Source organism: Saccharothrix sp., assembly GCF_031180885.1.
Taxonomy (GTDB): Bacteria; Actinomycetota; Actinomycetes; order Mycobacteriales; family Pseudonocardiaceae; genus Actinosynnema.
Genome location: NZ_JAPSLK010000077.1, coordinates 1 through 22,800 on the forward strand (window position 1 = coordinate 1; position 22,800 = coordinate 22,800).

Consider the following 22,800-nt stretch of genomic DNA (forward strand, 5'->3'; position numbering starts at 1 on the left):
GGTTGCGGAAAGGACCGAAGCGTGGTTGGGCTGCGCCCAGGCCGTACGGGGGACGAACCGAGGCCCTTCCTGTGGCTTCGCAAGCCCGACCAAAAGCAGCGCCTGCGGCGCGAAAAGCAGCCGCTGCCCGGCGAAAAGCCAAAAGCAGCCGGTGCGCGGCAAAAGCAAAGACAGCTGGTGCGCGGCAAAAGCAAAAGGCAGCCGTTTCGCGGCGAAAGCCTCAGGTGTGGGACAGGGCGAAGGCGGTCAGGAAGCCGGCTACCGTCACCAAGCCGACGAGCAGGTGGGCGTCCTCGAACGCCTCCGGGATCATCGTGTCCGCGATCATCGCCAGGATCGCACCGCCCGCGAACGCGGTGATCCCGGCCAGCCAGGCGGGGTCGGCGCCCGTGAGCAGTGCGTTGCCCAGCAGTGCCGACAGGCCGCTGACCAGCGCGATCGCCGTCCACAGGCCGAACACGTACGCCTTGCTCCGGTGCGCGCGTCGCATCCCGGCCGCACTGGACAGGCCCTCGGGCACGTTGCTGATGAACACCGCCGCGACCGTCACCGCGCTGACCCCGCCACCGCCGATCATGCTCGCGCCGATGACCACCGACTCGGGGATGCCGTCCAGCAGCGCCCCGACGGCGATGGCCGTGCCCGATCCGGACTGGTCCGCCTCGCTGGGCTGCTTACCCGACCGCTTCCGGTGCCGTGCGCCCCGGGTCGCCAGGTACACGTTGGCGGCGGTGTAGACGACGGCGCCGGCCGCCGCCCCGCCCGCCGTGGGGACCAGCCCGCCGAGCCCGTGAGCCTCGTCGATGAGGTCGAACGCCACGGCGGACATCAGCACGCCGCTGCCGAACCCCATCACCGCCGCGATGACCCCGCGCGGCACCCGGACCAGGTACCCGACCAACGCCCCGAGGAGCAGCGCCGAACCGGCCAGCAACCCCCACCCCGCCGCTTCGAACACCCGTGCCCTCCCCGTGGGTTGCACCCGGCCACCCCGTGGGTAACCGGTCCGGCATGAGGATCGTCGTCACGGGCGCCACCGGCAACGTGGGCACCGCCCTCCTGCGCCGGCTCGCCGAGGAGCCGAACACGACCGTGCACGGCATCTCCCGCCGTCCGCCCGAGCCGGAGCCGCCGTACGACATCGACTGGACCCCGGTGGACCTGTCCAAGCCGGGGGCCGAGGAGCCGATGACGGACGTGCTGCGCGGCGCGGACGCGGTGGTGCACCTGGCCTGGCAGATCCAGCCCAGCCACGACGAGCCCGAGCTGTTCCGGACGAACGTGGCGGGCAGTGACCGCGTGTTCCGGGCGGCTCTGAGGGCCGGTGTGCCGCACCTGGTGCACATGTCGTCGGTCGGGGCCTACTCACCGGCGGTGAAGGGCGGGTTGAAGGACGAGAGCTGGCCGACGGACGGCGTGTCGACCTCCTACTACAGCCGGCACAAGTCGGCGGTGGAACACCAGTTGGACCGGATCGAACGCGAGCACCCGGGCTTGACGGTGACGCGGGTGCGGCCGGCGTTGATACTCCAGTCCCAATCGGCGGCGGAGGTGAAGCGGTACTTCCTCGGGCCGTTGGTGCCGCACGTCCTCTTCAAGGCGAAAGTGCCGATCCTGCCGTTGCCGAACTCGATGGTGCTGCAGTTCGTGCACAGCGACGACGTGGCGGACGCGCTGGTGCTGGTGTTGCGCAAGAGGCTGGCGGGGGCCGTGAACCTGGCGTCCGAGCCGGTGGTGACGCCGCAGGTGCTGGCCGAGGTGATGCACAGCAAGCACGTGCCGATCCCGCCGACGGTGTTGCGGACGGCGGCCCGTGTGACCTGGTGGGCGCGGTTGCAGCCGACCTCTCACGGGTGGGTGGACTTGGCGCTGACCGCGCCGTTGTTGGACGTGAGGCGGGCGCGCGAGGAGTTGGGGTGGACGCCCCGGTACAACGCGAGGGACGTCCTCGCGGAGGTGCTGGGCGGGTTGGGCAGGGGAGAGGGTGTGCCGGCAAGCCCGCCGCTCAAGCCGTCCTAGGCGGGCAAGCCGTCCGAGAGGTCGAGCGGCATGGGACGGTCGAGCCGGCGTAGACCGTCGAGCCGGCTTGGAAAAGGGCTGGCGTAGACCGTGCTGGCGTAGACCGTCGAGCCGGCTCAGAAAAGGTTGGCCCAGCCCATGATCTGGCCGACGATGAAGCCGACCGCGATGATGGTGATGATCAACACCACCACCAGGGCGGCGATGTTCCGGGCCCGCGAGGGCTTCGGTTCGTGGTGGGAGAGGCCCGAGGTCTGGGCGGACTCCGGAGGGGTGTCGCCGGGTGCCACGCCGCCGCCCGGTTCTAGGCCGGGGGTGCGGGCCGGGTCTGGGTCGGGAGGGGTCGCTGTCATGGGGTTCGGGTACCCGGGTGCCAGTCGTGTGAAGCCTGGTCGCTCGGGGTAGCCAAAACCATGAGCGGCGTTCAAGACCAGTTGTTGCGCACCTTGACCAAGGTCGCGAAGGTGTTGCGCGAGCAGCAGATCCCGTTCGCGTTGTCGGGTGGTTGCGCGGTGTACGCGCGGGGCGGGCCGGCGACCGAGCACGACGTCGACATCCTCGTCCGGGAAGAGGACGCCAAGCCGGCCGTCAGCGCGTTGGTCGCCGCCGGCATGAGAGCGGCCGACGCGCCGGAGGACTGGCTGCTGAAGGTCTACGACGGCGACTCGCTGGTGGACCTGCTGTTCCGCCCGAACGAGTGGCCGGTGACCGACGAGACGCTGGCGCGGGCCGAGGAGCTGGCCGTCGGGTCGGTGACGTTGCCGGTGATGCCCGCGACCGAGGTGATGATCAGCAAGCTGCTCGTGCTGGACGGCCACCGCTGCGACTTCAGCGAGCTGCTGCCGTTCGCGCGGGCGCTGCGCGAGCAGATCGGCTGGCGGCGCGTGCGCGAGGCGACCGCCCATTCCCCGTACGCGGAGGCGTTCCTCGTGCTGACCGAGCGCCTCGGGATCACAGGAGCCCCTGATGACCGCTGAGCAGTACCTCGCCGCCCGGTTGCGCCGGGCGCTGGCCGAAGACCCGCGGACCACCGAACTGGGGGTGCGGGTGACCGTGCGCGGTGACCACGTGCTGCTGTCCGGTGACGTGGCGTCCGCGGAGCGGCGCGCCGAGCTGGAAGCGGTGATCCACGACGTCGCGCCCGAGCTGACCGTGCTGGACGACGTGAAGGTCACGCCGGTCGGTGAACCGGAGGGCAGGGAGGAGTTGCGATGATCCGCGTCGCCGCGGTCGGGGACGTGCACCTCGGCGAGGACGCGCGCGGGCGGTTGCGGCCCGCGTTGGAGAAGGTCGGCGAGCACGCCGACGTGCTGCTGCTCGCGGGTGACCTGACCCGGCACGGCACGGTCGGGGAGGCCCGGGTCGTGGCCGACGAGTTCGGCGGCCTGCCGGTGCCGGTGGTGGCGGTGCTGGGCAACCACGACCACCACGACGACAAGCCCGACGAGGTCACGCAGGTGCTGCGGGACGCCGGGCTCACCGTGCTCGAAGGTGACTCGGTCACCATCTCCGTGGACGGGAACACCCTCGGCGTGGCCGGGGTGAAGGGCTTCGGCGGCGGGTTCGCGGGCAAGTGCGGCAGCGCGTTCGGCGAGCGGGAGATGAAGGCGTTCATCTCGCACACCAGCGAGGTCGCCGAGTCGCTGGAGAGCGCGCTGAACTCGTTGGAGACCGACGTGAAGGTGGCGTTGACGCACTACGCGCCGGTGCCGGACACGTTGCGCGGCGAGCCGCCGGAGATCTACCCGTTCCTCGGCTCCTACCTGCTGGGCGAGGCGATCGACAGCACCGGCACCCACCTCGCGGTGCACGGCCACGCCCACTTCGGCGTCGAGCACGGCATGACCCCGGGCGGGGTGCGGGTGCGCAACGTGGCGCAGCCGATCATCCGCTCCGCCTTCACCGTCTACTGCGTGGAACCGGCTGTGTTGGAGGAGGCGTCGCATGGATGAGACCAGGACCAAGGGGCCGTCCGTGGTGTGGGCGGGTCCCGTCGACGCGCCCGCGGTGGTCGTGCTCGACCCGTCGGGCGCCGCGCCGCACGGCGACCTGCCCGCGACGTGGCGCCCGCTGACCGACCACCTGCAGGTGATGTGGTGTCGACTGCCCGCGGTCGACCAGCCCTGGCAGGAGGTGGACGAGGTCCTGGCGGAGTTCCGCGACCGGGACGTGCCCGTGCACCTCGTGGCGGGCGCGGCGGCCGGTGCGCGGGTTGGCGACCTGGCGAACCAGCACCAGGGCGTGGTGAAGTCGGTGCAGACCTTCGCCGCGCCGCTGCCGCTGGGCCACCCGGACGTCGTGCTGGCGGTCGTGGGCCGGTTGCTGGCGCAGGACGTCCACCCCAAGGAGGAGGACGACGCGGGCCTGGACATCACGCGCGGCAGCGGGCCGTCGCTGCTCGGTGACGCGGCGTCGGCGCTGTGGCAGTCGGTGAACCAGGTGTTCGAGCGCCTCAAGAGGGGCTGAGCGACACAAAGGGGGCGACACGAAGGCACGACACGAAGGGGCGACCTCCCGGGGGAGGTCGCCCCTTTCACGTGGGAGCCTGTGTTTTCAAGCTCCGCTGTGCTGTTCGGTGCTGTGCTGTTCGATGGGCGGACGGGGACGGGGAATGGGTGGGTGCGCCCAGCTCCGTCTCCGCGGCCCCCGAGCCGCCCGCGTGCTCATCGGATCGGGTCGCCCGGCGACCCGCCGTCGGGCAGGTCGTGACGCGTCTCCCCGGCCTGCGGGGGCCGGCTCACGTCACCCCGCCAAGCACCGGTCTCGGTGCCGCGGCGCTCGATGAACTCCTTGAACCGCTTCAGGTCGCCCGAGATGCGCGTCTGCACGACACCCACGGCCGTGGCGGCCTTCTCGGTGAGCGTCTGCGGGTCGTACTCCATCTGCAGGTGCACCCGGGTGTGCCGGTCGTCGAGCCGGTGGAAGGTCACCACGCCGCCCTGCGGAGGCCCGTCCACGGTGTGCCAGGCCACCCGCTCGTCGGGGTGCTGCTCGGTGATCTCGGCGTCGAACTCCCGTTGCACACCACCGATCTTGGTCACCCAGTGGGTGCGGGTGGCGGTCACCTGGTCGACCCGCTCGACACCTTCCATGAACTCCGGGAACGACTCGAACTGGGTCCACTGGTTGTACGCGGTCTGCACCGGTACCTCGACGTCCACGGATTTCTCGATCGTCGTCACGGGAAACAACCTCTCCTCTGGTCGACTGCCCTCCTGGGCTACCCGGAACGGCCGCGCCCCACACATGGGTGACAGTGAGTAGCGCTTCCCCGAGAAGTGTTTGCGAGCCGGCTCACCGGCTAACTCTCCTCTGTGGACCAGTACCCCCAGGCCGTGCTGTTCGACCGCGACGGCACGCTAGTTCGAGATGTGCCGTACAACGGTGACCCGGCACGCGTTTCGCTCATGCCGGGAGCCGTGGAAACGGTGCGTGAGCTGCGTGCACGCGGTGTGAAAACCGGTGTGGTGAGCAACCAGTCCGGCATCGGGCGCGGGCTGCTCACCCACGAGCAGGTGGCCGCGGTCAACGCGCGGGTCGAGGAGTTGCTGGGTCGTTTCGGCACGTGGCAGATCTGCCCGCACCGCCCGGACGAGGGGTGCGAGTGCCGCAAGCCCAAACCCGGCCTGGTGATCGCCGCGTGCGCGGCGCTGGACGTCGATCCGTCACGCACGGTGGTCGTCGGCGACATCGGCGCGGACGTGGACGCGGCGCGGGCGGCCGGGGCGCGGGCGGTGCTGGTCCCGACGGAACGGACGTTGCGGGAGGAAGTCGATCGTGCTCCTTGCACGGCAACGGACCTGGTGTCGGCACTGGCGGTGATCCGATGAGCAGTCCACAAAGGACGTTGGTGGCCCGGTTGGACAACGACGGGGACGTGCTGCTGGCCGGTCCCGCGATCCGCGCGGCGGCGGCGTCGAGCGAGGTCGTGTTGTTGTGCGGGCACAAGGGTGCGCAGGCGGCCGAGTTGCTGCCGGGGGTTCGTCGGATCATCCGCTGGGACTGTCCGTGGATCGCCACACCCGCGCCCGAGGTGCGTGCGCCGGACATCGAGGGACTGGTGGCGTTGTTGAAGGGCGTGCGCGCGGATGTCGCCCTGATCCTCACTTCCTTCCACCAGAGCCCGTTGCCGCTGGCGTTGTTGCTGCGGCTGGCGGGCGTGCCGCGGATCGTGGCGCGGTCGGTGGACTACCCCGGGTCGCTGCTGGACGTGCGGCTGCGCGACGACCCGGACATCCCGGAGTCCAGCCAGGCGCTGGGGGTGGCGCGGGCGGCCGGGTTCGAGCTGCCGCCCGGCGACGACGGCCGGCTGGCCGTGCTGCCGCCGCCGGAGTCGCCGTTCCCGCCGCCGTACGTGGTGGTGCACCCCGGCGCGTCGGTGCCCGCGCGGGCCTGGTCGCCGCAGCGGTGCCGGGCGGCGGTCGAGGCGTTGTGCGAGGCGGGTCACCGGGTGGTGGTGACCGGCGGTCCCGCCGAGACCGAGCTGACCGCGTACGTGGCCGGCGCGAACGGCCTGGACCTGGGCGGGCGCACGACGTTCGCCGAGCTGTCCGGGGTGCTCGCGGCGGCGGACGCGGTGGTGGTGGGCAACACCGGCCCGGCGCACCTCGCGGTCGCCGTCGGCACGCCGGTGGTGTCGCTGTTCTCGCCCGTCGTGCCCGCCGCCCGGTGGGCGCCGCACGGGCCGCATGTCCTGTTGGGCGACCAGGGCGCGCTGTGCGCCGGGACGCGGGCGCGCGAGTGCCCGGTGACCGGCCACCCGTGCCTGGACCGGGTCACGCCCGGCCACGTGGTCGCCGCCGTGCAGCAACTGGTGGGGGTGCGGGCGTGAAGGTCTTGGTGTGGCACGTGCACGGGTCGTGGACGAACGCGTTCGTCCGGGGCGGTCACGAGTACCTGGTCCCCGGGCCGCCGCACGGCAAGGGTCTGCTGGGGCGGGACTGGCCGTCGGCGCGCGAAGTCGATCTGTCCGAAGTGGACGCGGATGTCGCGGTCGTGCAGGAGGTCGATCAGCTCGCGTTGGTGCCCAAGGGGATTCCGGTGATCTACCTGGAGCACAACACGCCCGCGAAGCCGAATTTGAAGCACCCCATGGCCGACTGGCCGGGGCTTTTGGTGCACGTGACCCATTTCAACGATCTCATGTGGGACTGCGGCACCACCCGCACGACGGTGGTCGAGCACGGCGTGGTCGACCCCGGCCACCTCTACACCGGTGAGCTGCCGCGTTCCGCCGTTGTGGTGAACGACCCGGTTCGGCGGGGTCGCGTGGTGGGTACGGACCTGTTGGCGCGGTTCGCGGCAGTGGCGCCGCTGGACGTGTTCGGCATGGGCACCGAGGGATTGGGCACAGCGGAGCTCGGCGTCCGGGGTCGCGGTGACCACCCGCTGGACGTGCTGCACCGCGAGGTCGCCCGCAGGCGGCTCTACCTGCACCCGGTGCGGTGGACGTCGCTGGGCCTGTCGCTGGTCGAGGCGATGCACCTGGGCATGCCCGTCGTGGCGCTCGCGTGCACCGAGGTGGTCCGCGCGGTGCCGCCCGAGGCGGGCGCGGTGTCCACCGACGTCGCCGAACTCGAACGCGCCGTGGCGGAGCTGGTGTCGGATCCGGCGCTGGCCCGGGAGAAGGGCAAGCAGGCCAGGGAGTTCGCCCTGGCCAGGTACGGGCTCGACGCGTTCCTGCGTGGTTGGGACCGGTTGTTGGCGGAGGTGAGTCGATGAAGATCGCGATGGTGTCCGAGCACGCCAGCCCGTTGGCGGCGCTGGGCGGGGTGGACGCGGGCGGCCAGAACGTGCACGTGGCGTCGCTGTCCGCCGCGCTGGTCGCCCAGGGCCACGAGGTGGCCGTGTACACCCGCCGCGACAGCCCCGACCAGGCCGACGTCGTGCGCACCGAGCAGGGCTACGACGTGGTCCACGTGCCCGCCGGGCCGCCCGAGCCGGTGCCCAAGGACGAACTCCTGCCGCACATGGGCGAGTTCGCCAAGTTCCTGCGGGCCCGGTGGGAGTTCGACGCGCCGGACGTGGTGCACGCGCACTTCTGGATGTCCGGGCTGGCGTCCGTGCTGGCCACCCGCGGGCTGGGCGTGCCGGTCGTGCAGACCTTCCACGCCCTGGGCACGGTCAAGCGCCGCTACCAGGGCAGCGCGGACACCAGCCCGGTGGAGCGGATCGCCACCGAGCGGCTGGTCGGGCGGGAGGCGACGCGGGTCGCGGCCACGTGCGGGGACGAGGTGTTCGAGCTGCTGCGCATGGGTGTGCCGCGGGCTCGGATCTCGGTGGTGCCGTGCGGTGTCGACCCGAAGCTGTTCCGGCCGGAGGGTCCTCGGGACCGGCGGCTGCTGCGGCACCGGATCGTGACCGTGGGTCGGCTGGTGCCGCGCAAGGGTGTCGCGGACGTGATCACCGCGTTGCGGTCGGTGCCGGACACCGAGTTGGTGGTGGCGGGCGGGTCGGCGGACATGGCGGCGGACGCGGAGGCGCTGCGGCTGCTGGAGCACGCGAAGGAGATGGGCGTGCGGGACCGGGTGCGGTTCATCGGCCAGGTGTCGCGGGCGCAGATGCCGTCGTTGCTGCGCTCGGCGGACCTCGTGGTGTGCGTGCCGTGGTACGAGCCGTTCGGGATCGTGCCGCTGGAGGCGATGGCGTGCGGCGTGCCGGTCGTGGCGTCGGCGGTGGGCGGGTTGACCGACACCGTGGTCGACGACGTGACCGGGTGCCTGGTGCCGCCGCGCGACCCGGTGGCGCTGGCCCGGGCCGTGCGGTCGCTGCTGGCCGACCAGGGCCGCCGGGAGGCGTTCGGGCTGGCCGGGACGGACCGCGTGCACGCCCGCTACACGTGGGACCGGGTCGCCGCGGACACCGCGCGGGTCTACGAGCGGGCGGGCGCCGGGGTGCCCGCCGACGTGGCCGTGGGAGGTGGCGCGAAGTGAGCGTCGAGCAGCACTTGCGCGGGCTGGCGGAGACGTTGGCCGGGCTGGAGGCGCAGGCCTCGCGGGTGACCCGGTGGGGAACGCTGCTGGCCCGGCGGCTGACCGCGGGCGGGCGGCTGCTCGCGGCGGGCAACGGCGGGTCCGCGGCCGAGGCGCAGCACCTGACCGCGGAGCTGGTGGGGCGGTTCCGGGACGACCGGCAGCCGTTCTCGGCGATCGCGCTGTGCGCGGAGTCCTCCAGCGTGACCGCGATCGGCAACGACTACGGCTACGACCAGGTCTTCGCCCGCCAGGTGACCGCGCACGCGCGGCCCGGTGACGTCGTGGTGCTGCTGTCCACCAGCGGCAAGAGCCCGAACCTGTTGGAGGCCGCGCACGCCGGTCGGCGCGCGGGTGCGGTGGTGTGGGCGCTGACCGGTCCCCTGCCCAACCCGTTGGCGGCGGTGGCCGACGAGGTCCTGGCGCTGCCCGGCACGCCCGCGAACGTGCAGGAAGCCCAGTTGGTCGCGGTGCACGCGCTGTGCGAGGCGTTCGAGGCCGCGCTGCCGCTGTCGTCCCGGAGGGTGTCGTGAAGCTCGTCGTGGTCGGTGACTCGCTGCTGGACGTGGACGTGGAGGGCACGGCGGACCGGTTGTGCCCGGACGCGCCGGCGCCCGTGCTGGACGTGCGCGAGGAGCGGGTGCGGCCCGGTGGCGCGGGTCTGGCCGCGTCGCTGGCCCGGCGCGACGGCGTGGACGTGACGCTGGTGACGGCGGTGGCCGACGACGCCGACGGGTGGCGGCTGCGCGACGCGCTGGCGGACGTGCCGACGGTGTTCGGGCCGTCGCCCGCCGCGACCTCGGTGAAGACCCGGCTGCGCTGCGCCGGGCACTCGATCGCCCGCATGGACCGGGGCGGCGGGCGCGGGCGGCCCACCGCCACCGACGAGATGCTGGACGCGGTGCGCGGCGCGGACCTGGTGCTGGTGTCGGACTACGGGCGCGGGCTGGCCTTCGACGGGCGGCTGCGGGAGGCGTTGGCGGGCAAGGCGGTGGTGTGGGATCCGCACCCGCGCGGCCCCGAGCCGACGCCCGGCGCGCGGCTGGTGACGCCCAACCACAGCGAGGCCGCGCGGTTCAGCGGGTCCGACGACCCCGAGGAGGCGGCGTCGGTGCTGCTCCGGCGGTGGGGCGCGAAGGCGGTCGTGGTGACGTTGGGTGCGGACGGCGCGCTGCTGCACCTCGGCGGCACGCCTGTGGCCGTGCCCGCGCCGGCCGTGGCGGTGCTGGATCCGTGCGGGGCGGGGGACCGGTTCGCGGTGACGGCGGCGGTCCGGTTGATGCGGGGTGAGGCGACCGACGACGCGGTGGCCGCTGCGGTGGCGTCCGCTGCGGATTTTTTGGCGGCCGGCGGGGCATCGGGCTTCCGCACCGTGCGTAGGTCCACCGTGGACGCCACTAGGGCGCGTGGTGGCGTTGTGGTGGCTACCGGTGGGTGCTTCGACCTGTTGCACGCCGGCCATGTGCGGACTTTGGAAGCGGCGCGCGCACTGGGTGACTGCTTGGTGGTGTGCCTGAACTCGGACGATTCCGTGCGGCGGCTGAAGGGACCGGACCGGCCGGTGACCAAGCAGCACGACCGCGCGGAGATCCTGCGCGCGCTGGAGTGCGTGGACGACGTGGTGATCTTCGACGAGGAGACCCCGGAACGGGTGCTGGACCGGCTGCGGCCCGACGTCTGGGTCAAGGGCGGCGACTACACCGCCGAGTCCCTGCCCGAGGCCGCGCTGGTGCGGTCGTGGGGCGGGCGGACCGTGGTCGTGCCGTACCACCAGGGGCGGTCCACGACCCGGCTACTGGCGAGGAGGGGCTAGGACATGGTGGGGCAGGTGTTGGTGACCGGTGGCGCGTCCGGGCTGGGCGCGGCCGTCGTGCACGCGGTGCGTGCGGCGGGCGGTCGGCCGCTGGTGCTGGACAAGGCGGCGCCCGCGTCGGACGAGGCGGCGGACTTCGAGTCGGTCGACCTCTCCGACACGCGCGCGGCGGAACGGGCGGTGCGCGACATCGCCGAGCGCAGCGGCGGGCTGCGGGCGGTGGTCACGGCGGCGGGCACGGACGCGTGCGGCAAGCTGGTCGACGTGCCCGCGGCGGACTGGGAGCGGGTCGTGCTGGTGAACCTGCTGGGCACCGCCGCGGTGGTGCGGGCGGCGTTGCCGTACCTGGAGGGCGGCCGGGTGGTGACGGTCGCGTCCACGCTGGGGATCAAGGCCGTGAGCGACGCTACCGCTTACTGCGCCTCGAAGTTCGGCGTCGTCGGGTTCACGCGGGCTTTGGCGGCGGAGACGGCGGGCCGCACCGGGGTGACGTTGGTGATCCCGGGCGGCATGAAGACCCGGTTCTTCGACGGGCGCGCCGAGCAGTACCGGCCGCCGGACGACTCGAAGCTCAACCCGCCGGAGCACGTGGCCGACGCGATCATGTTCGCGCTGCACCAGCCGGCCGGGTGCGAGATCAGGGAACTCGTCGTGGCACATGAGGAGGAAGGGTCATGGCCGTAGCCTCCCGGTTGGACACCGGCAAAGCGTTCGCGCGCGTCCTGCTGCCCACGTTGGCCAAGGGCGTGATCGTGCGGCGGCCGTCGAGCATGGCGCTGGCGGAGAAGGTGCAGGCCGACGCGATGGCCGTGCGCACGATGAAAGCGTTGCGGGACAAGTACGGGCCTGAGCCGTTGCGGCTGCGGGTGACCGGGCGCAGCGTCGCGCTGGTGCTCGACCCGGAGGACGTGGCCCGGCTGCTCGCCGAGACGCCCGAGCCGTTCCACCCGGCCACGGCGGAGAAGCGCGCGGCGCTGAACCACTTCCAGCCGCACGGGTCGCTGGCCTCGCGCGGGCCGGAGCGGGAGAAGCGCAGGCGGTTCAACGAGGTCGTGCTGCGGCCGGAGAAGCTCGACGTCGAGGCCGTGGTGCGGGACGAGGCGGACCTGCTGGTGCGGCACGTGATGAACACCGGCGAGCTGGCGTGGGACGACTTCGCCCGGGTGTGGTGGCGGGTGGCGCGCCGGATCGTGCTGGGCGCGGGCGGGCGGGACGACTCGGCGTTGACCGACGACCTGAAGACGTTGCGGGCCAACGCGAACTGGGCGTTCCTGCACCCGAAGCGGCGGGGCCTGCGGCGGCGGTTCGAGCAGCGGTTGCACCAGCACCTGGAGCGCTCGGAGCCCAACAGCCTGGCTTCGCTCGCGCCCGCCGACGAGGCGGCTTCGCAGGCGCCGCACTGGTTGTTCGCGTTCGACGCGGCCGGGATCGTGACGATGCGGGCGCTGGCGATCGGCGGGTCCGGCCCGGCCGGGATCCTGGAGTCGGCGCGGCTGTGGCCGACCACGCCGGTGATCCTGCGGGAGAGCACGATCGCGACCCGGTGGCACGGGACGTGGTTGCCGGAGAACACCACGTTCATCGTGTTCGCGCCGTACTTCCACCGGTTCTACGGCGACACCTACCGGCCCGAGCTGTGGCCCACCGAGGAGCCCGCGCTGGTGCCGTTCAGCGCCGGTCCGGCGGTGTGCCCGGGGCGGGACCTGGTGCTGGTCAGCGCCGGGACCATGCTGGACACCCTGCGTGCGCACCTGGACTTCTCGACGCTGGAACCGCCGTTCCCGGCGACCCTCAACCACTTCACGCTGCGGTTGCGCGCCACCCGGAAGGGGGACGACGGTTTGGAGGTGGTGTGACGGTGGCACACGGGCGTATGGACCACTCGAAGGCACCTGTGCTGGACGCCATCGCCGAGTACCACCGGCGCGGACACGTCCCGTTCATCCCGCCGGGGCACAAGCAGGGGCGCGGGGTCGACCCGCGGGTGCTGGAGGTGCTCGGGAAGGACGTGTTCCGGTCGGACATCATCATGATGAACGGCTTGGACGACCGGATGATGAGCGGCGGTGTGCTGTCGGAGGCCGAGGAGTTGATGGCCGACGCGGTGGACGCGGACAAGGCGTTCTTCTCCACGTGCGGCAGTTCGTTGTCGGTCAAGACGTGCATCATCACCGTCGCCCGGCCGGGCCAGAAGCTGTTGGTTTCGCGCAACGCCCACAAGTCCGTCATCGCCGGTCTCATCATCAGCGGTGTCGAGCCGGTGTGGGTGCACCCGCGGTGGGACGCGTTCTGGGAGTGGTCGTACCCGCCCGCGCCCGATGACGTGGCCGAGGCGTTCTCGCGTGCGCCGGACGCCCAGGGGATGCTGCTCATCACGCCCACCGACTACGGGACGTGCGCGGCCATCAAGAAGACCGCCGAGGTGTGCCACTCGCACGACAAGCCGCTCATCGTCGACGAGGCGTGGGGCGCGCACCTGCCGTTCCACCCCGGTCTGCCGTCGTGGGCGATGGACGCGGACGCGGACCTTTGCGTGACCAGCGTGCACAAGATGGGTGCGGGGCTGGAGCAGGGTTCGGTGTACCACTTGCAGGGTGACCGGGTGGACCCGGACGTGCTGTCGCTGCGCGCCGACATCCTGGACACCACCAGCCCGTCCGCCCTGGTCTACGCGGGGTTGGACGGTTGGCGGCGGCAGATGGTCGAGCACGGCTCGGAACTGCTGGACCGGACGTTGAAGCGGTGTGCCGAGGTCCGCGACCGGTTGCGCGGCCTGGTCACGGTGGTGGAGCGCGAACACGTGGTCAGCCCCGACCGAGCGGACGACCACGATCCGCTCAAGATCGTCATGGACCTGTCCGAGCTGGGCATCTCCGGCTACACGGCCAACGAGTGGCTGCGCTCGGAGTGCGCGGTGGACGTGGGCCTGTCCGACCACCGCCGGATCGCCGCCCAGATCACCGTGGCCGACGACGATTCGACTCTTGAACGCCTTGTTTCGGCCGTTTCCGCCTTGGTGGAGCACTCGGCGTCGTTGCCGCGCGCCAAGCACGTGGAAATCCCCGATCCGGGCGAACTGGAGCTGGAGCAGGCCATGCTCCCTCGCGAGGCCCACTTCGCCTCGGCCTCCCACGTGCCGGCCCGCGAGGCCGTGGGCCGCATCTGCGCGGAGACCCTGAGCCCTTACCCGCCCGGCGTGCCCGCGGCGTTGCCCGGCGAGGTGATCACGGAGGCGGTTGTCGACTACCTGCTCAGCGGCCACGAGGCCGGCATGTACCTGCCCGACCCGACTGATGCGTCGCTGCGCACCATCAGGGTGGTTGACCAGCGCTGATGCCGGGTATTCGGTGCGGGTGAGCGAAGCCGAACTCTCCGATCAACGCCGATTGGCCCGCAACCTCAACGAGTTGCTCCAGGAACTGCGCGTCGCCCAGGCCGGCGTGCAGATCTTGTTCGGTTTCTTGCTGTCCATCGCGTTCACCGAGCGTTATGCGACGGCTGACCTGTACGTGCGGTCGACCCACATGATCACCGTCCTGTTCGCGGCCGGCGCGGTGGCCCTGCTGACCGCTCCGGCGGCGTGGCACCGGATCTTGTTCCGGCGGGGGCGGCGCGAGGACATCATCGAGGTGGCGAACCGGTTCGCGGTCATCGGGCTGGGGTGCCTGGCGGTGGCGATGACGGGCACCATCCTGCTGCTGGCCGAGGTCATCGTGGGCGGCTGGGTGTCGATCGTGATGGGCGTGCTGGCGGCGGCCTTCTTCGGCACCCTGTGGTTCCTGCTGCCGTGGCGGGAGCGGGGCAACGACAACATCGAGGCAGAAGACGAGGACGACCTCGACTGACGCTTCGAAACCGCTCCCGCGCGCAGGCGGGCGGGTGCACCGGTTGTGACTGCCTGCGACCACGTCCGGCACGGCGTCGCCGCCCTGTTTCGCCGGCCGACACCTCAAACCCGGTGGACGCCGGCGCTACCCTGAGATCATCGCCGGCTCGGGGGAGTCTCGTTGCAGGACATAACTTTCGCCAACGCCGGGGTGGTGTTGGCCGGTTCGCTGACGTTGCCCGACCGTGGTGCGCCGGTGGCGGGTGTGGTCATGGTTGGTGGGTCGGGCCCGTCGGACCGGGACAACGACACGCACTTCCCGCCGATCCGGCGGCATCTGGTGGACGCCGGGATCGCCGTGCTGTCCTACGACAAGCGCGGTGTCGGCGGGTCGTCCGGTGACTGGCTGGACGCGACGGTGGACGACCTGGCGTCCGACGCGGCCGCCGCGCTGGACTTCCTGCGTGCGCGGCCGGAGGTGCGGAGCCGGGCTGTCGGGTTGTTCGGGCACAGCGAAGGGGGCTGGGTCGTCTTGCGCACCACCACGTTGCGTGACGACGTGCCGTGGGTCGTGACCAACGGCGGTCCAGGCACGACACCGGCCGTGCAGGACCGCTACTCGCTGGCCAACACCCTGCGGCGGACCGAGGGGATCACCGACGACGAGGTCGACGCCGCACTGGCCGCCTACGACCGCGTCATCGAGGCCGGTCGACGCGACGCCGACTTCGCCGAGGCGTCCCGACTCGCCCAGTCCCCACCGACCGCGTTCACCGCGCACGCGGCCGAGGTGGACGAGCACTACTGGACTTTCCTCAAGCGCAAGCAGGACCACGACCCAGTCCCGGACGCGATGCGCCTGCGCTGCCCGCACCTGGCGATCTTCGGCGCCGCCGACGACGTGGTCCCGGTCGCCGACAGCATCCACCTGTTCACCGCCGCGGCCTGCCACCCCCACCGCGACAGCCGGGCGACGCTGACCGTGGAGGTGTTCCCCGGCGCCGACCACCGCGTCCGGACCGACGGCGGCACCCGCCTGGCGCCCGGCTACCTCGACGCTCTGACCCGGTGGATCATCGGCCGGACCGGTGACCCACGCGCCTGAACCCAGCGGTGTGAACCGCCGTGCCGGAATCCGGGCACGGTGTGCCGTGCATGTCTCGCCAGGTCCAGTCGAGCAGTACTAGCCGGACTCGTCCGTCGTGTTGTGCGGCGAGCCGACCGGCTTGGACTCGGACGAACCCCGTTGCCGCAGGTACACGCTGAAGATCGCCATCGACCCGATCGCCAGGAACTCCGACTGCCAGTTCTGCAGCGACCGGTTCCAGAAGTCCGGCGACATCACGTACTCCCACCAGCCCAGCGGGTCCTGGAAGTCGATCAGCTGCTCGTTGTTGTACGCGCTGCGCCCCGCGATCGACTGGGCCAGCCACGAACCCAGGAACAGCAGCAGCATGATCATCCCGAGCGAGTTGGAATACAGCCGCGTCCGCCAACCCCCGGCCTTCGCCCACGGTGGCGAGTCCGGCTTCTGGTGCTGGCCCAGGGACTGCTGCTGGTCGGACTCCGGCCCCAGCCGCTTGGCGGGCTTGGACTCGTTGGAACCCCGCTGCATCAGCCACACCGTGGCGAAGATGAACAGGAAGAACTGCAAGTACTCCGACTGCCAGTTCTCCGCCACGTCCACCGCGAAGTCCGACGAGAACACGTACTTCCACAGCCCCACGGGGTCGCCGCCGTCGGTCAGCCGGCGCTGGTTGAGGTCCGCGTTGCCCGCGAACGCCTGTCCCACCAGGGAACCCAGGAACAGCAGCCCGAACGTGAGGGCCAACCCGTTGTCGCGCAAGAACCTCTTCACAGCCCCATCACCCCGATGACGATGAAGCAGGCCAGCCCGGCCAGCACCCCGAGCAGGTAGACGTAGAACATCCCGCGCTGCGTCACGGCCCACCCACCTCGCACGAGTAGGGCCGCTCCGGCACCGGCTCGCAGCCCGCGGCGGAGACGCGCCAGCCGGAGGACAGTTCACGCAGGAACAGCGTGTCACCGGACGACGTGCGCACCCGGGCCGCATCGCCCCACACGGCGATGTCCTCGACCGTTCCGCCCGGAATGTCCACAGTGGAACAGGTCTCCCGGGCGCGCTCGGTGAGCAGGGAGCACGCGCGCTCGCTGTCACCGGAGGACGCCGCGGCCAGGAACTCCTCGGCCGCACCGCGGACCAGGTCCGCACTACCGGAACCGCACCCGCTCACCACGACAGCCGTGGCCAGCACGCCCAACCACCGCAACATGTCCGGACGATAGCCCCTCATGGCGTCAACAGCACTTTGACGGCGTTGTCCCGCTTCTGCTGGAAGATCTCGTACCCGTGCGGCGCCTGCTCCAGCGGCAGGTGGTGGGTCGCGAAGTCCTCGGTGCCCAAGGGGTCGCCGTCGGTCAGCAGCGGCAGGATCTCCGGCACCCAGCGCCACACGTTGGCCTGCCCCATGCGCAACTGGATCTGCTTGTCGAACAGGGTCAGCATCGGCATCGGGTCCGCCATGCCGCCGTACACCCCGACGACGGAGATCGTGCCGCCGCGCCGGACCAGGTCGATCGCCAGGCGCAAAGCGTGCAGCCGGTCGACGCCGGCGGTCTTCATGAACCGGGCCGCGATGGCGTCCGGCAGCAGACCCACCGCCTGGTGCGCGAGCTTCGCGACGGGCGCGCCGTGCGCCTCCATGCCCACCGCGTCGATGACCGCGTCCGGGCCGCGCCCGTCGGTCAGGTCCTTGACGTGGTCGACGAGGTGGCTGTCCCGCACGTTCATCACCGTCACGCCCCGCTGGCGCGCCCGGGCCATGCGTTCGGGGACCAGGTCGACGCCGATGACGTTGGCCACGCCCTTCTGCTTGGCCACCCGGCACGCCATGTCACCGATGGGTCCGAGCCCGAGCACGACGAGGCTGCCGCCCTCCTTGACACCGGCGTACTCGACCGCCTGCCACGCGGTGGGCAGGACGTCGGACAGGTACACGAACCGGTCGTCCGGAGGACCCTCCGGCACCTTGATGGGCAGCGTGTTGCCGAACGGGACCCGCAGGTACTCGGCCTGCCCACCGGGCACCTGGCCGTAGAGCTTGGTGTAGCCGAACAGCGCCGCGCCCGTGCCGTGCTCGCGGACCTGGGTGGTCTCGCACTGCGACTGGAGCCCTTGCGCGCACATGAAGCACGTGCCGCAGGAGATGTTGAACGGGACCACCACCCGGTCACCCGGTTTGACCTCGGTGACCTGCGCCCCCACCTCCTCGACCACGCCCATCGGCTCGTGCCCGAGGATGTCGCCTTCGTCGATGAACGGCCCCATCACTTCGTAAAGATGCAGGTCAGAGCCGCAGATGCCGCTGGAGGTCACGCGCACGACGACGTCGGTAGGCTCTTTGAGGATGGGGTCGGGGACGTCGTCCACGCGCACGTCCCGCTTGCCGTGCCAGGTGACGGCCTTCATGGTGGATCTCTCCCTTCGCCCCCTGCTCTGTCCTCTGCTGCGTTCCCGTCACGGTGTGTCGCAAACCCGGCCACGGGTACCCGCCGAACATGGGCACACCACTCCCGCAGAACACGGGCACACCACTCCCGCAGGACCGCAGGGGCGCGCCGCTGCGCGCCATCGTGACCGGGTCGGACTCGGGCATCGGCGAGGCGATCGCCGTGGCCCTGGCCGGCGGCGGTGCCGACGTGGGCATCACGTGGCACACCGACGAGGAGGGCGCGGTTAGTACGGCGGCAAAGACCCGTGACCTGGGCGTTCGCACCGCAGTCCGCCGCTTGGACCTCTCCGACCTGCCCACCGCGGCGTCGGCGGTGGACGACTTGGCCGAGGAGTTGGGCGGCGTCGACGTCCTGGTGAACAACGCCGGTACCGGTTCCGCGACCAGGGCGATGGACATGGACTTCGACACGTGGCGCCATGTCCTGTCGGTGGACCTGGACGGCGCCTTCCTGTGTTCGCAGCGGGCGGCCAAGCACATGATCGAGGCCGGCCTGGGCGGTCGGATCATCAACATCACGTCGGTGCATGAGCACGCTCCGAGGGTCGGCTCGGCACCCTACTGCGCCGCCAAGGCCGGCTTGGGCGCTCTGACGAAGGTCCTGGCCCTGGAACTGGCCGAACACGACATCACCGTGAACTCGGTGGCCCCCGGCGAGATTTCCACCCCGATGACCGGCCAGGAGGACGTCGACCCGCGTACCCAGCCACGCCCGGGCGTTCCACTTGGCCGTCCGGGTCACGCGAAAGAGGTGGCGGCGGTGGTGGCGTTCCTGGCGACCCCGGCGGCGGCTTACGTGACCGGCGCGTCGTTCGTGGTCGACGGCGGCATGCTCCTCATGGGCCCCCAGGCGTCGGGCATGCTGACCGACACCAAGTGGCGCCAACCCTAACCACCACAACCCACCCATCACCCGCCCAACCACGGGCCACCCACCCGATCACACGCGCGAACCCTTCCCCGCCCCCACCACCCCACGATCCCCCCCACGCGAGACCGGTTCCGTCCCACCACCCGCACGGCCGAGACCGGTCCACCACCCACACCCACGCCCACCCGCGCATCCATCGAGCCGCGCAGGCCCACCCGCGCGCACGTCAGCCGCGCACGCCCACCCGCGCGCACGTCCAGCCGCGCAGGCCCACCCGCGCGCACGTCCAGCCGCACACGCCCACCTGCGCACACGCCCAGCCGCGCACGTCCAGCCGCCCGCCCAGCCGCGCCCGCCCAAGCCGCCCGAGGCCGCGCGTCCACCCCACCCCAGGCCGCGCACACCCCAGGCCGCGCACACCCCAGGCCGCGCACACCCAGGCACCGGGCCGGGCAGCCCTCGCCCGACCCAGTCGCGCCGAACGCAGCCGCACCCCCGAACGACCGCACCCCCGAACGACCGCACCCCCGAACGACCGCACCCCCGAACGACCGCACCCCCGAACGAGCAGCGCCGAGCCACTCACACCGCCGATCCATGCGGGCCGCCGACCCAACCTGCGCTCCAAGCCGGCCGACCCCCGCCCCGGACCGGCCGACGCCCCCGGACCGAGCCGCGTCCAGCCTGGGCGCATCCCAACGCGCGCCAGACCCAGCCGGAGCAGCCTCCCAGCCGTGGCCTCGACCTCTCCCGTCCCCCGCGCTCCTCCTCTACACGGGACGCGCGAGACCCGGATCGGTGCCGAATCCCGCATGTCACTCGATAGTGGGATGTTCGGGAGCCCGGCCCCGCCAGTCGATCTTACCCCGGCACCGCCCCCGAACCCCCTGATCACGAGCGAGGATCAGGGATCAGAAACGGGGGATCAGGAACGGGCCTTCGCCGTCTTCCGGTTGTTCGCCTTCTTGATCGCCTCCACCAACTGCTGCTTCGTCATGCTCGACCGCCCCGGCACCTCCAGCCGCTTGGCCACGTCGTACAAGTGCTGCTTGCTCGCGTTGGCATCCACCCCGCCCGCCGTCTTCCCCTGGCGCGGCGTGCTGCGCGCGGCCTGCTTGTCGGACGGGCCCTTCTCGGCCTTGGGCTCCCAGTGGTCGCCGACCTTCTCGAAGGAATGCTTCAACGCCGAGAACGCGGTCCGGTGGGCGCGTTCGCCTTCCCCGTACGTCTCCACGGCCGAGTCGTGCGCCTTGATCCACGTCCGCTGCGCCTTCTTCGGCGAACGGGCGACCGTGCTGGGCAGTTCCTTGCGTCCGGGCATGGGGTCCTCCCTGGTGTTTCCCGGTGGTCGGTCGGGTACCCGGTCGCCATGACGGACATGCGTGACCTCGACATCCGCAGCCCTCACGACGGCCGGTCGGTCGGCCACCTCCCCATCGCCACCGACGAAGAGGTCGCGGGCGCCGTTCTCACCGCGCGGGAGGTGCAGCCGAAGTGGGCGGCGACGCCGGCGGCGGAGCGGGGGGCGGCGTTGCGGCAGGCGGCGGCGGTGTTGCGGACGCATGCGGACGAGTTGGCGAAGGTCCTCGAACAGGAGACCGGCAGGCCCGTGGCGTCGGCGCGGGAAGGGGTGCTGGCCGGGGTGTCCACGCTGGAGCAGTACGCCGAACTCGGTCCTGTCCACCGTGGACGGTCGCTGCTCGGCTCCTGGGACGCCACCGACTTCATGGTCCCCGAACCGCGCGGCGTGGTGGTCGCGCTGACCCCCTGGAACGACCCGGTCGCGGTCGCCTGCGGACTGCTCGGCGCGGCGCTGGTCACCGGTAACGCGGTGGTGCACAAGCCCAGCGAACGCTGCCCCCACACCGGACTGCTGATGGGACGGCTGGTCGCCGAGGCCTTCCCGGACGGCGTCCTGCACACCCTGATCGGCGACGGCCAGGTCGGCGCGCGCCTGGCCGCCGACCGGCACGTGGACCTGGTCGCGCACGTCGGCGGCACCGCCACCGGCCGGTCGATACTCGCCGCCACCGCCTCGACCGGAGCCAAGGCCCTGCTGGAGAACGGCGGCAACGACGCGCTCGTCGTGGACGCGGACGTCGACCCGCAGTGGGCGGCGGCGCAGGCCGCGCTCGGGGCGTTCACCAACGCGGGTCAGCTGTGCACCTCGGTCGAGCGGATCTTCGTGCACCAGGCGATCGCGGAGGAATTCCTGCGCGCCCTCGAAGTCGAAGCGCGCAACTGGGTTCAGCAGCCGCTGGTGGACGTCGAGCACCGCAAGCTCGTGCACGCCCACGTCGTCGAAGCCGTCGCGGACGGGGCGGAGGTGCTGATCGGGGGCGAGGTGCCGGACGGGCCGGGCGCGTTCTACCCGGCGACCGTCCTCACCCGCTGCACGCCGGACATGCGCGTGATGCGGCAGGAGACGTTCGGGCCGGTCGCCCCGGTGCGCGTCGTCCCCTCGTTCGAGGAAGGACTGGCCGAAGCGGTCGTCGACGAGCACGGGCTGGCCGCGACCGTGCTGACCGGGTCGATGGCGCACGCGCAGCGGGCGTGGCGGACGCTGCCGGTCGGCACGGTCAAGGTCAACGCCGTGTTCGGCGGCGCGCCCGGCGGTGCGGCGCAGCCACGCCGGATGTCGGGCACCGGCTTCGGCTACGGGCCGGAACTGCTGGACGAGATGACCTCCATGAAGGTCGTCCACCTCGGCCAGTTCCAGCCCCGGCGTCAGGACAGCGCGGACTGGCGGCGCACGGCCTCCGCGAGCCGCACGGTGTCCTCCAGCACGTAGTCCTCGACCATCCGCCCCCAGCGCAGCCGAACCCACTGGACGCCCTCGTTGCGGTAGGGCGTGCCGTCACCCAGGGTCGCCTCGACGCGGAACCGGGTGACCACGGTCGTGTTCCAGGGCCACCCGCGCGCGACGATCTCGTGTGGGGTGAGGCGGATGCCGGGGAACAGGTCGAGCAGGTCGCGGAACCACCGGTCGAAGGCGTCCCGGCCGGTGAACTCGGCGGCCGGCGGCGCGTCGCCGACGAACCGGAACCGCACGTCCGGGTCCGCGAGCCGGACGGCCGCGCGGTAGTCCCCGTCGGCGACGCGCGCCCACAGGCCGCGGACTTTCGCGCGCACGATCGCGTGGTACATGTGTTCCTCCCGGGAGTGGCTTGCGAATAGCAAGCTACTTCGGTGACTTGCACATCGCAAGGCACTACGCTGGGAGTCGTGAACAGAGACCGCTTCACCGACATGGCGTGCTCGGTGGCGCGCACGGCGGCCCTGGTCGGCGACCCGTGGACCCTGCTGGTCCTACGCGACCTGTTCCTGGGCCTGTCCCGGTTCGACGAGCTGCACCGCGACCTGGGAGTGGCCACCAACGTCCTGTCCGACCGCCTCGACCGGCTGATGTCCTCCGGCCTCGTCGAACGGTCCCCCTACCAGCGCAACCCCGTGCGCTACCGATACCTGCTGACCGAGCCGGGCAAGCAGCTGTACGGGGTCGTGATGAGCCTGCTCGCCTGGGGCGACCGCTACCTCGCCCTCGACGGCGCGCCGATGGAGCTGGTGCACCGGGACTGCGGCGAGCACATGACCCCGGTCGTCACCTGCGACAACTGCGGCGGCGAACTGCACGTTGACGACGTGGAGGTGTTGCCGGGTCCGGGTGGGCGGCACGCGCCCGGCACGGTCGTCATCGCCGAGATGCTCACCGGCCACAGCGGCTGGAAACCGGATGCGCGCACGAGCCGCGATCGTGTGTGATCGGC

The 22,800-nt window shown here is 71.7% G+C and carries 28 protein-coding genes; 19 read left to right on the forward strand and 9 right to left on the reverse strand.

All coding sequences use genetic code 11. The features are described from left to right. Nucleotides 1-220: 220 nt before the first annotated feature. Nucleotides 221-958: a ZIP family zinc transporter gene (locus RIN75_RS40465; RefSeq protein ID WP_309117413.1), complete on the reverse strand. Its 738-nt coding sequence runs from the start codon at nt 956-958 to the stop codon at nt 221-223. Nucleotides 959-1,011: 53 nt separating this feature from the next. On the opposite strand from RIN75_RS40465, the gene RIN75_RS40470 reads away from it, so the two are divergent. After that, the gene (locus tag RIN75_RS40470; RefSeq protein ID WP_309117414.1) at nt 1,012-2,019 is read left to right on the forward strand and encodes an NAD-dependent epimerase/dehydratase family protein; all 1,008 of its coding nucleotides are present in this window, start codon (nt 1,012-1,014) and stop codon (nt 2,017-2,019) included. 116 nt (nt 2,020-2,135) lie between these two features. On the opposite strand, the gene RIN75_RS40475 is transcribed toward RIN75_RS40470, so the two are convergent. Beyond that, on the reverse strand, nt 2,136-2,372 hold the full coding sequence (locus tag RIN75_RS40475) for a DUF6480 family protein (RefSeq protein WP_309117415.1): 237 nt from the start codon (nt 2,370-2,372) through the stop codon (nt 2,136-2,138). Nucleotides 2,373-2,432: 60 nt separating this feature from the next. On the opposite strand from RIN75_RS40475, the gene RIN75_RS40480 reads away from it, so the two are divergent. Genes RIN75_RS40480 through RIN75_RS40495 form a run of 4 tightly spaced genes read left to right on the forward strand, consistent with a single transcriptional unit; the run spans nt 2,433 to nt 4,485 of the window. Then, nucleotides 2,433-2,996 carry a nucleotidyltransferase family protein gene (locus RIN75_RS40480; protein WP_309117416.1) on the forward strand — a complete coding sequence of 188 codons (564 nt, stop codon included), beginning with the start codon at nt 2,433-2,435 and terminating at the stop codon, nt 2,994-2,996. Further along, complete coding sequence (locus tag RIN75_RS40485) at nt 2,986-3,234, forward strand: BON domain-containing protein (protein WP_309117417.1); 249 nt, start codon at nt 2,986-2,988, stop codon at nt 3,232-3,234. The genes RIN75_RS40480 and RIN75_RS40485 overlap by 11 nt, the downstream gene beginning before the upstream one ends. After that, on the forward strand, nt 3,231-3,971 hold the full coding sequence (locus tag RIN75_RS40490; RefSeq protein WP_309117418.1) for a metallophosphoesterase: 741 nt from the start codon (nt 3,231-3,233) through the stop codon (nt 3,969-3,971). The genes RIN75_RS40485 and RIN75_RS40490 overlap by 4 nt, the downstream gene beginning before the upstream one ends. Then, entirely contained in the window at nt 3,964-4,485 is a 522-nt protein-coding gene (locus RIN75_RS40495) for a hypothetical protein (RefSeq protein ID WP_309117419.1), read from the forward strand. The genes RIN75_RS40490 and RIN75_RS40495 overlap by 8 nt, the downstream gene beginning before the upstream one ends. Before the next feature lie 197 nt (nt 4,486-4,682). On the opposite strand, the gene RIN75_RS40500 is transcribed toward RIN75_RS40495, so the two are convergent. Next, a complete protein-coding gene (locus tag RIN75_RS40500) occupies nt 4,683-5,201 on the reverse strand; it encodes an SRPBCC family protein (protein ID WP_309117420.1) in 519 nt (172 codons plus the stop codon). A 132-nt stretch (nt 5,202-5,333) separates the two neighbouring features. On the opposite strand from RIN75_RS40500, the gene RIN75_RS40505 reads away from it, so the two are divergent. From RIN75_RS40505 to RIN75_RS40555, 11 genes are all read left to right on the forward strand, one after another. Beyond that, nucleotides 5,334-5,849, forward strand: coding sequence for an HAD family hydrolase (locus tag RIN75_RS40505; RefSeq protein ID WP_309117421.1), 516 nt, complete (start codon nt 5,334-5,336; stop codon nt 5,847-5,849). Then, the gene (locus RIN75_RS40510; protein WP_309117422.1) at nt 5,846-6,850 is read left to right on the forward strand and encodes a glycosyltransferase family 9 protein; all 1,005 of its coding nucleotides are present in this window, start codon (nt 5,846-5,848) and stop codon (nt 6,848-6,850) included. Before RIN75_RS40505 ends, RIN75_RS40510 begins: the two co-directional genes overlap by 4 nt. Then, entirely contained in the window at nt 6,847-7,740 is an 894-nt protein-coding gene (locus tag RIN75_RS40515) for a glycosyltransferase (protein ID WP_309117423.1), read from the forward strand. Before RIN75_RS40510 ends, RIN75_RS40515 begins: the two co-directional genes overlap by 4 nt. Continuing rightward, nucleotides 7,737-8,951: a glycosyltransferase gene (locus RIN75_RS40520; RefSeq protein ID WP_309117424.1), complete on the forward strand. Its 1,215-nt coding sequence runs from the start codon at nt 7,737-7,739 to the stop codon at nt 8,949-8,951. Before RIN75_RS40515 ends, RIN75_RS40520 begins: the two co-directional genes overlap by 4 nt. Then, entirely contained in the window at nt 8,948-9,523 is a 576-nt protein-coding gene (locus RIN75_RS40525; protein WP_309117425.1) for an SIS domain-containing protein, read from the forward strand. The genes RIN75_RS40520 and RIN75_RS40525 overlap by 4 nt, the downstream gene beginning before the upstream one ends. Next, a complete protein-coding gene (gene rfaE2, locus RIN75_RS40530; protein ID WP_309117426.1) occupies nt 9,520-10,803 on the forward strand; it encodes a D-glycero-beta-D-manno-heptose 1-phosphate adenylyltransferase in 1,284 nt (427 codons plus the stop codon). Before RIN75_RS40525 ends, rfaE2 begins: the two co-directional genes overlap by 4 nt. A 3-nt stretch (nt 10,804-10,806) precedes the next feature. Continuing rightward, complete coding sequence (locus RIN75_RS40535) at nt 10,807-11,487, forward strand: SDR family oxidoreductase (protein ID WP_309117427.1); 681 nt, start codon at nt 10,807-10,809, stop codon at nt 11,485-11,487. Then, the gene (locus RIN75_RS40540) at nt 11,478-12,659 is read left to right on the forward strand and encodes a cytochrome P450 (RefSeq protein WP_309117428.1); all 1,182 of its coding nucleotides are present in this window, start codon (nt 11,478-11,480) and stop codon (nt 12,657-12,659) included. Before RIN75_RS40535 ends, RIN75_RS40540 begins: the two co-directional genes overlap by 10 nt. Before the next feature lie 17 nt (nt 12,660-12,676). Continuing rightward, a complete protein-coding gene (locus RIN75_RS40545) occupies nt 12,677-14,137 on the forward strand; it encodes an ornithine decarboxylase (RefSeq protein WP_309117447.1) in 1,461 nt (486 codons plus the stop codon). Then, on the forward strand, nt 14,124-14,648 hold the full coding sequence (locus tag RIN75_RS40550) for a DUF6328 family protein (protein WP_309117429.1): 525 nt from the start codon (nt 14,124-14,126) through the stop codon (nt 14,646-14,648). The genes RIN75_RS40545 and RIN75_RS40550 overlap by 14 nt, the downstream gene beginning before the upstream one ends. A gap of 162 nt (nt 14,649-14,810) precedes the next feature. Continuing rightward, the gene (locus RIN75_RS40555) at nt 14,811-15,734 is read left to right on the forward strand and encodes an alpha/beta hydrolase (RefSeq protein ID WP_309117430.1); all 924 of its coding nucleotides are present in this window, start codon (nt 14,811-14,813) and stop codon (nt 15,732-15,734) included. A gap of 78 nt (nt 15,735-15,812) precedes the next feature. On the opposite strand, the gene RIN75_RS40560 is transcribed toward RIN75_RS40555, so the two are convergent. The 3 genes from RIN75_RS40560 to RIN75_RS40570 form a co-directional block, all read right to left on the reverse strand. After that, nucleotides 15,813-16,487, reverse strand: coding sequence for a DUF6766 family protein (locus RIN75_RS40560; RefSeq protein WP_309117431.1), 675 nt, complete (start codon nt 16,485-16,487; stop codon nt 15,813-15,815). An 82-nt stretch (nt 16,488-16,569) separates the two neighbouring features. Beyond that, nucleotides 16,570-16,923 carry a hypothetical protein gene (locus tag RIN75_RS40565; protein WP_309117432.1) on the reverse strand — a complete coding sequence of 118 codons (354 nt, stop codon included), beginning with the start codon at nt 16,921-16,923 and terminating at the stop codon, nt 16,570-16,572. 17 nt (nt 16,924-16,940) lie between these two features. Beyond that, a complete protein-coding gene (locus tag RIN75_RS40570) occupies nt 16,941-18,119 on the reverse strand; it encodes a zinc-dependent alcohol dehydrogenase (RefSeq protein WP_309117433.1) in 1,179 nt (392 codons plus the stop codon). 89 nt (nt 18,120-18,208) lie between these two features. Between RIN75_RS40570 and RIN75_RS40575 the strand changes: the two genes are divergently transcribed. Continuing rightward, nucleotides 18,209-19,054, forward strand: coding sequence for an SDR family oxidoreductase (locus RIN75_RS40575; RefSeq protein ID WP_309117434.1), 846 nt, complete (start codon nt 18,209-18,211; stop codon nt 19,052-19,054). A 205-nt stretch (nt 19,055-19,259) separates the two neighbouring features. On the opposite strand, the gene RIN75_RS40580 is transcribed toward RIN75_RS40575, so the two are convergent. Beyond that, nucleotides 19,260-19,421 (reverse strand): hypothetical protein, encoded by a 162-nt coding sequence (locus tag RIN75_RS40580; RefSeq protein WP_309117435.1) that lies wholly within the window; start codon nt 19,419-19,421, stop codon nt 19,260-19,262. Between the two features lie 537 nt (nt 19,422-19,958). Next, a complete protein-coding gene (locus RIN75_RS40585) occupies nt 19,959-20,354 on the reverse strand; it encodes a ChaB family protein (RefSeq protein WP_309117436.1) in 396 nt (131 codons plus the stop codon). 48 nt (nt 20,355-20,402) lie between these two features. Between RIN75_RS40585 and RIN75_RS40590 the strand changes: the two genes are divergently transcribed. Beyond that, nucleotides 20,403-21,824: an aldehyde dehydrogenase family protein gene (locus tag RIN75_RS40590; RefSeq protein ID WP_309117437.1), complete on the forward strand. Its 1,422-nt coding sequence runs from the start codon at nt 20,403-20,405 to the stop codon at nt 21,822-21,824. Here the strand turns inward: RIN75_RS40590 and RIN75_RS40595 are convergent. Next, a complete protein-coding gene (locus tag RIN75_RS40595) occupies nt 21,761-22,180 on the reverse strand; it encodes a nuclear transport factor 2 family protein (protein WP_309117438.1) in 420 nt (139 codons plus the stop codon). The two genes, RIN75_RS40590 and RIN75_RS40595, sit on opposite strands and share 64 nt — an antisense overlap. A 78-nt stretch (nt 22,181-22,258) precedes the next feature. Between RIN75_RS40595 and RIN75_RS40600 the strand changes: the two genes are divergently transcribed. Continuing rightward, nucleotides 22,259-22,795: a helix-turn-helix domain-containing protein gene (locus RIN75_RS40600; protein ID WP_309117439.1), complete on the forward strand. Its 537-nt coding sequence runs from the start codon at nt 22,259-22,261 to the stop codon at nt 22,793-22,795. Nucleotides 22,796-22,800 lie beyond the last annotated feature (5 nt).

Bases quoted from the DNA above. Each gene is read 5' to 3' on its own strand.
- RIN75_RS40590 (WP_309117437.1), top strand. From the start codon at position 20,403: ATGACGGACATGCGTGACCTCGACATCCGCAGCCCTCACGACGGCCGG.
- RIN75_RS40585 (WP_309117436.1), bottom strand. From the start codon at position 20,354: ATGCCCGGACGCAAGGAACTGCCCAGCACGGTCGCCCGTTCGCCGAAG.
- RIN75_RS40570 (WP_309117433.1), bottom strand. From the start codon at position 18,119: ATGAAGGCCGTCACCTGGCACGGCAAGCGGGACGTGCGCGTGGACGAC.
- RIN75_RS40480 (WP_309117416.1), top strand. From the start codon at position 2,433: ATGAGCGGCGTTCAAGACCAGTTGTTGCGCACCTTGACCAAGGTCGCG.
- RIN75_RS40520 (WP_309117424.1), top strand. From the start codon at position 7,737: ATGAAGATCGCGATGGTGTCCGAGCACGCCAGCCCGTTGGCGGCGCTG.
- RIN75_RS40545 (WP_309117447.1), top strand. From the start codon at position 12,677: ATGGACCACTCGAAGGCACCTGTGCTGGACGCCATCGCCGAGTACCAC.
- RIN75_RS40535 (WP_309117427.1), top strand. From the start codon at position 10,807: ATGGTGGGGCAGGTGTTGGTGACCGGTGGCGCGTCCGGGCTGGGCGCG.
- RIN75_RS40490 (WP_309117418.1), top strand. From the start codon at position 3,231: ATGATCCGCGTCGCCGCGGTCGGGGACGTGCACCTCGGCGAGGACGCG.
- RIN75_RS40485 (WP_309117417.1), top strand. From the start codon at position 2,986: ATGACCGCTGAGCAGTACCTCGCCGCCCGGTTGCGCCGGGCGCTGGCC.
- RIN75_RS40595 (WP_309117438.1), bottom strand. From the start codon at position 22,180: ATGTACCACGCGATCGTGCGCGCGAAAGTCCGCGGCCTGTGGGCGCGC.
- RIN75_RS40475 (WP_309117415.1), bottom strand. From the start codon at position 2,372: ATGACAGCGACCCCTCCCGACCCAGACCCGGCCCGCACCCCCGGCCTA.
- RIN75_RS40565 (WP_309117432.1), bottom strand. From the start codon at position 16,923: ATGTTGCGGTGGTTGGGCGTGCTGGCCACGGCTGTCGTGGTGAGCGGG.
- RIN75_RS40495 (WP_309117419.1), top strand. From the start codon at position 3,964: ATGGATGAGACCAGGACCAAGGGGCCGTCCGTGGTGTGGGCGGGTCCC.
- RIN75_RS40510 (WP_309117422.1), top strand. From the start codon at position 5,846: ATGAGCAGTCCACAAAGGACGTTGGTGGCCCGGTTGGACAACGACGGG.
- RIN75_RS40470 (WP_309117414.1), top strand. From the start codon at position 1,012: ATGAGGATCGTCGTCACGGGCGCCACCGGCAACGTGGGCACCGCCCTC.
- RIN75_RS40540 (WP_309117428.1), top strand. From the start codon at position 11,478: ATGGCCGTAGCCTCCCGGTTGGACACCGGCAAAGCGTTCGCGCGCGTC.
- RIN75_RS40575 (WP_309117434.1), top strand. From the start codon at position 18,209: ATGGGCACACCACTCCCGCAGAACACGGGCACACCACTCCCGCAGGAC.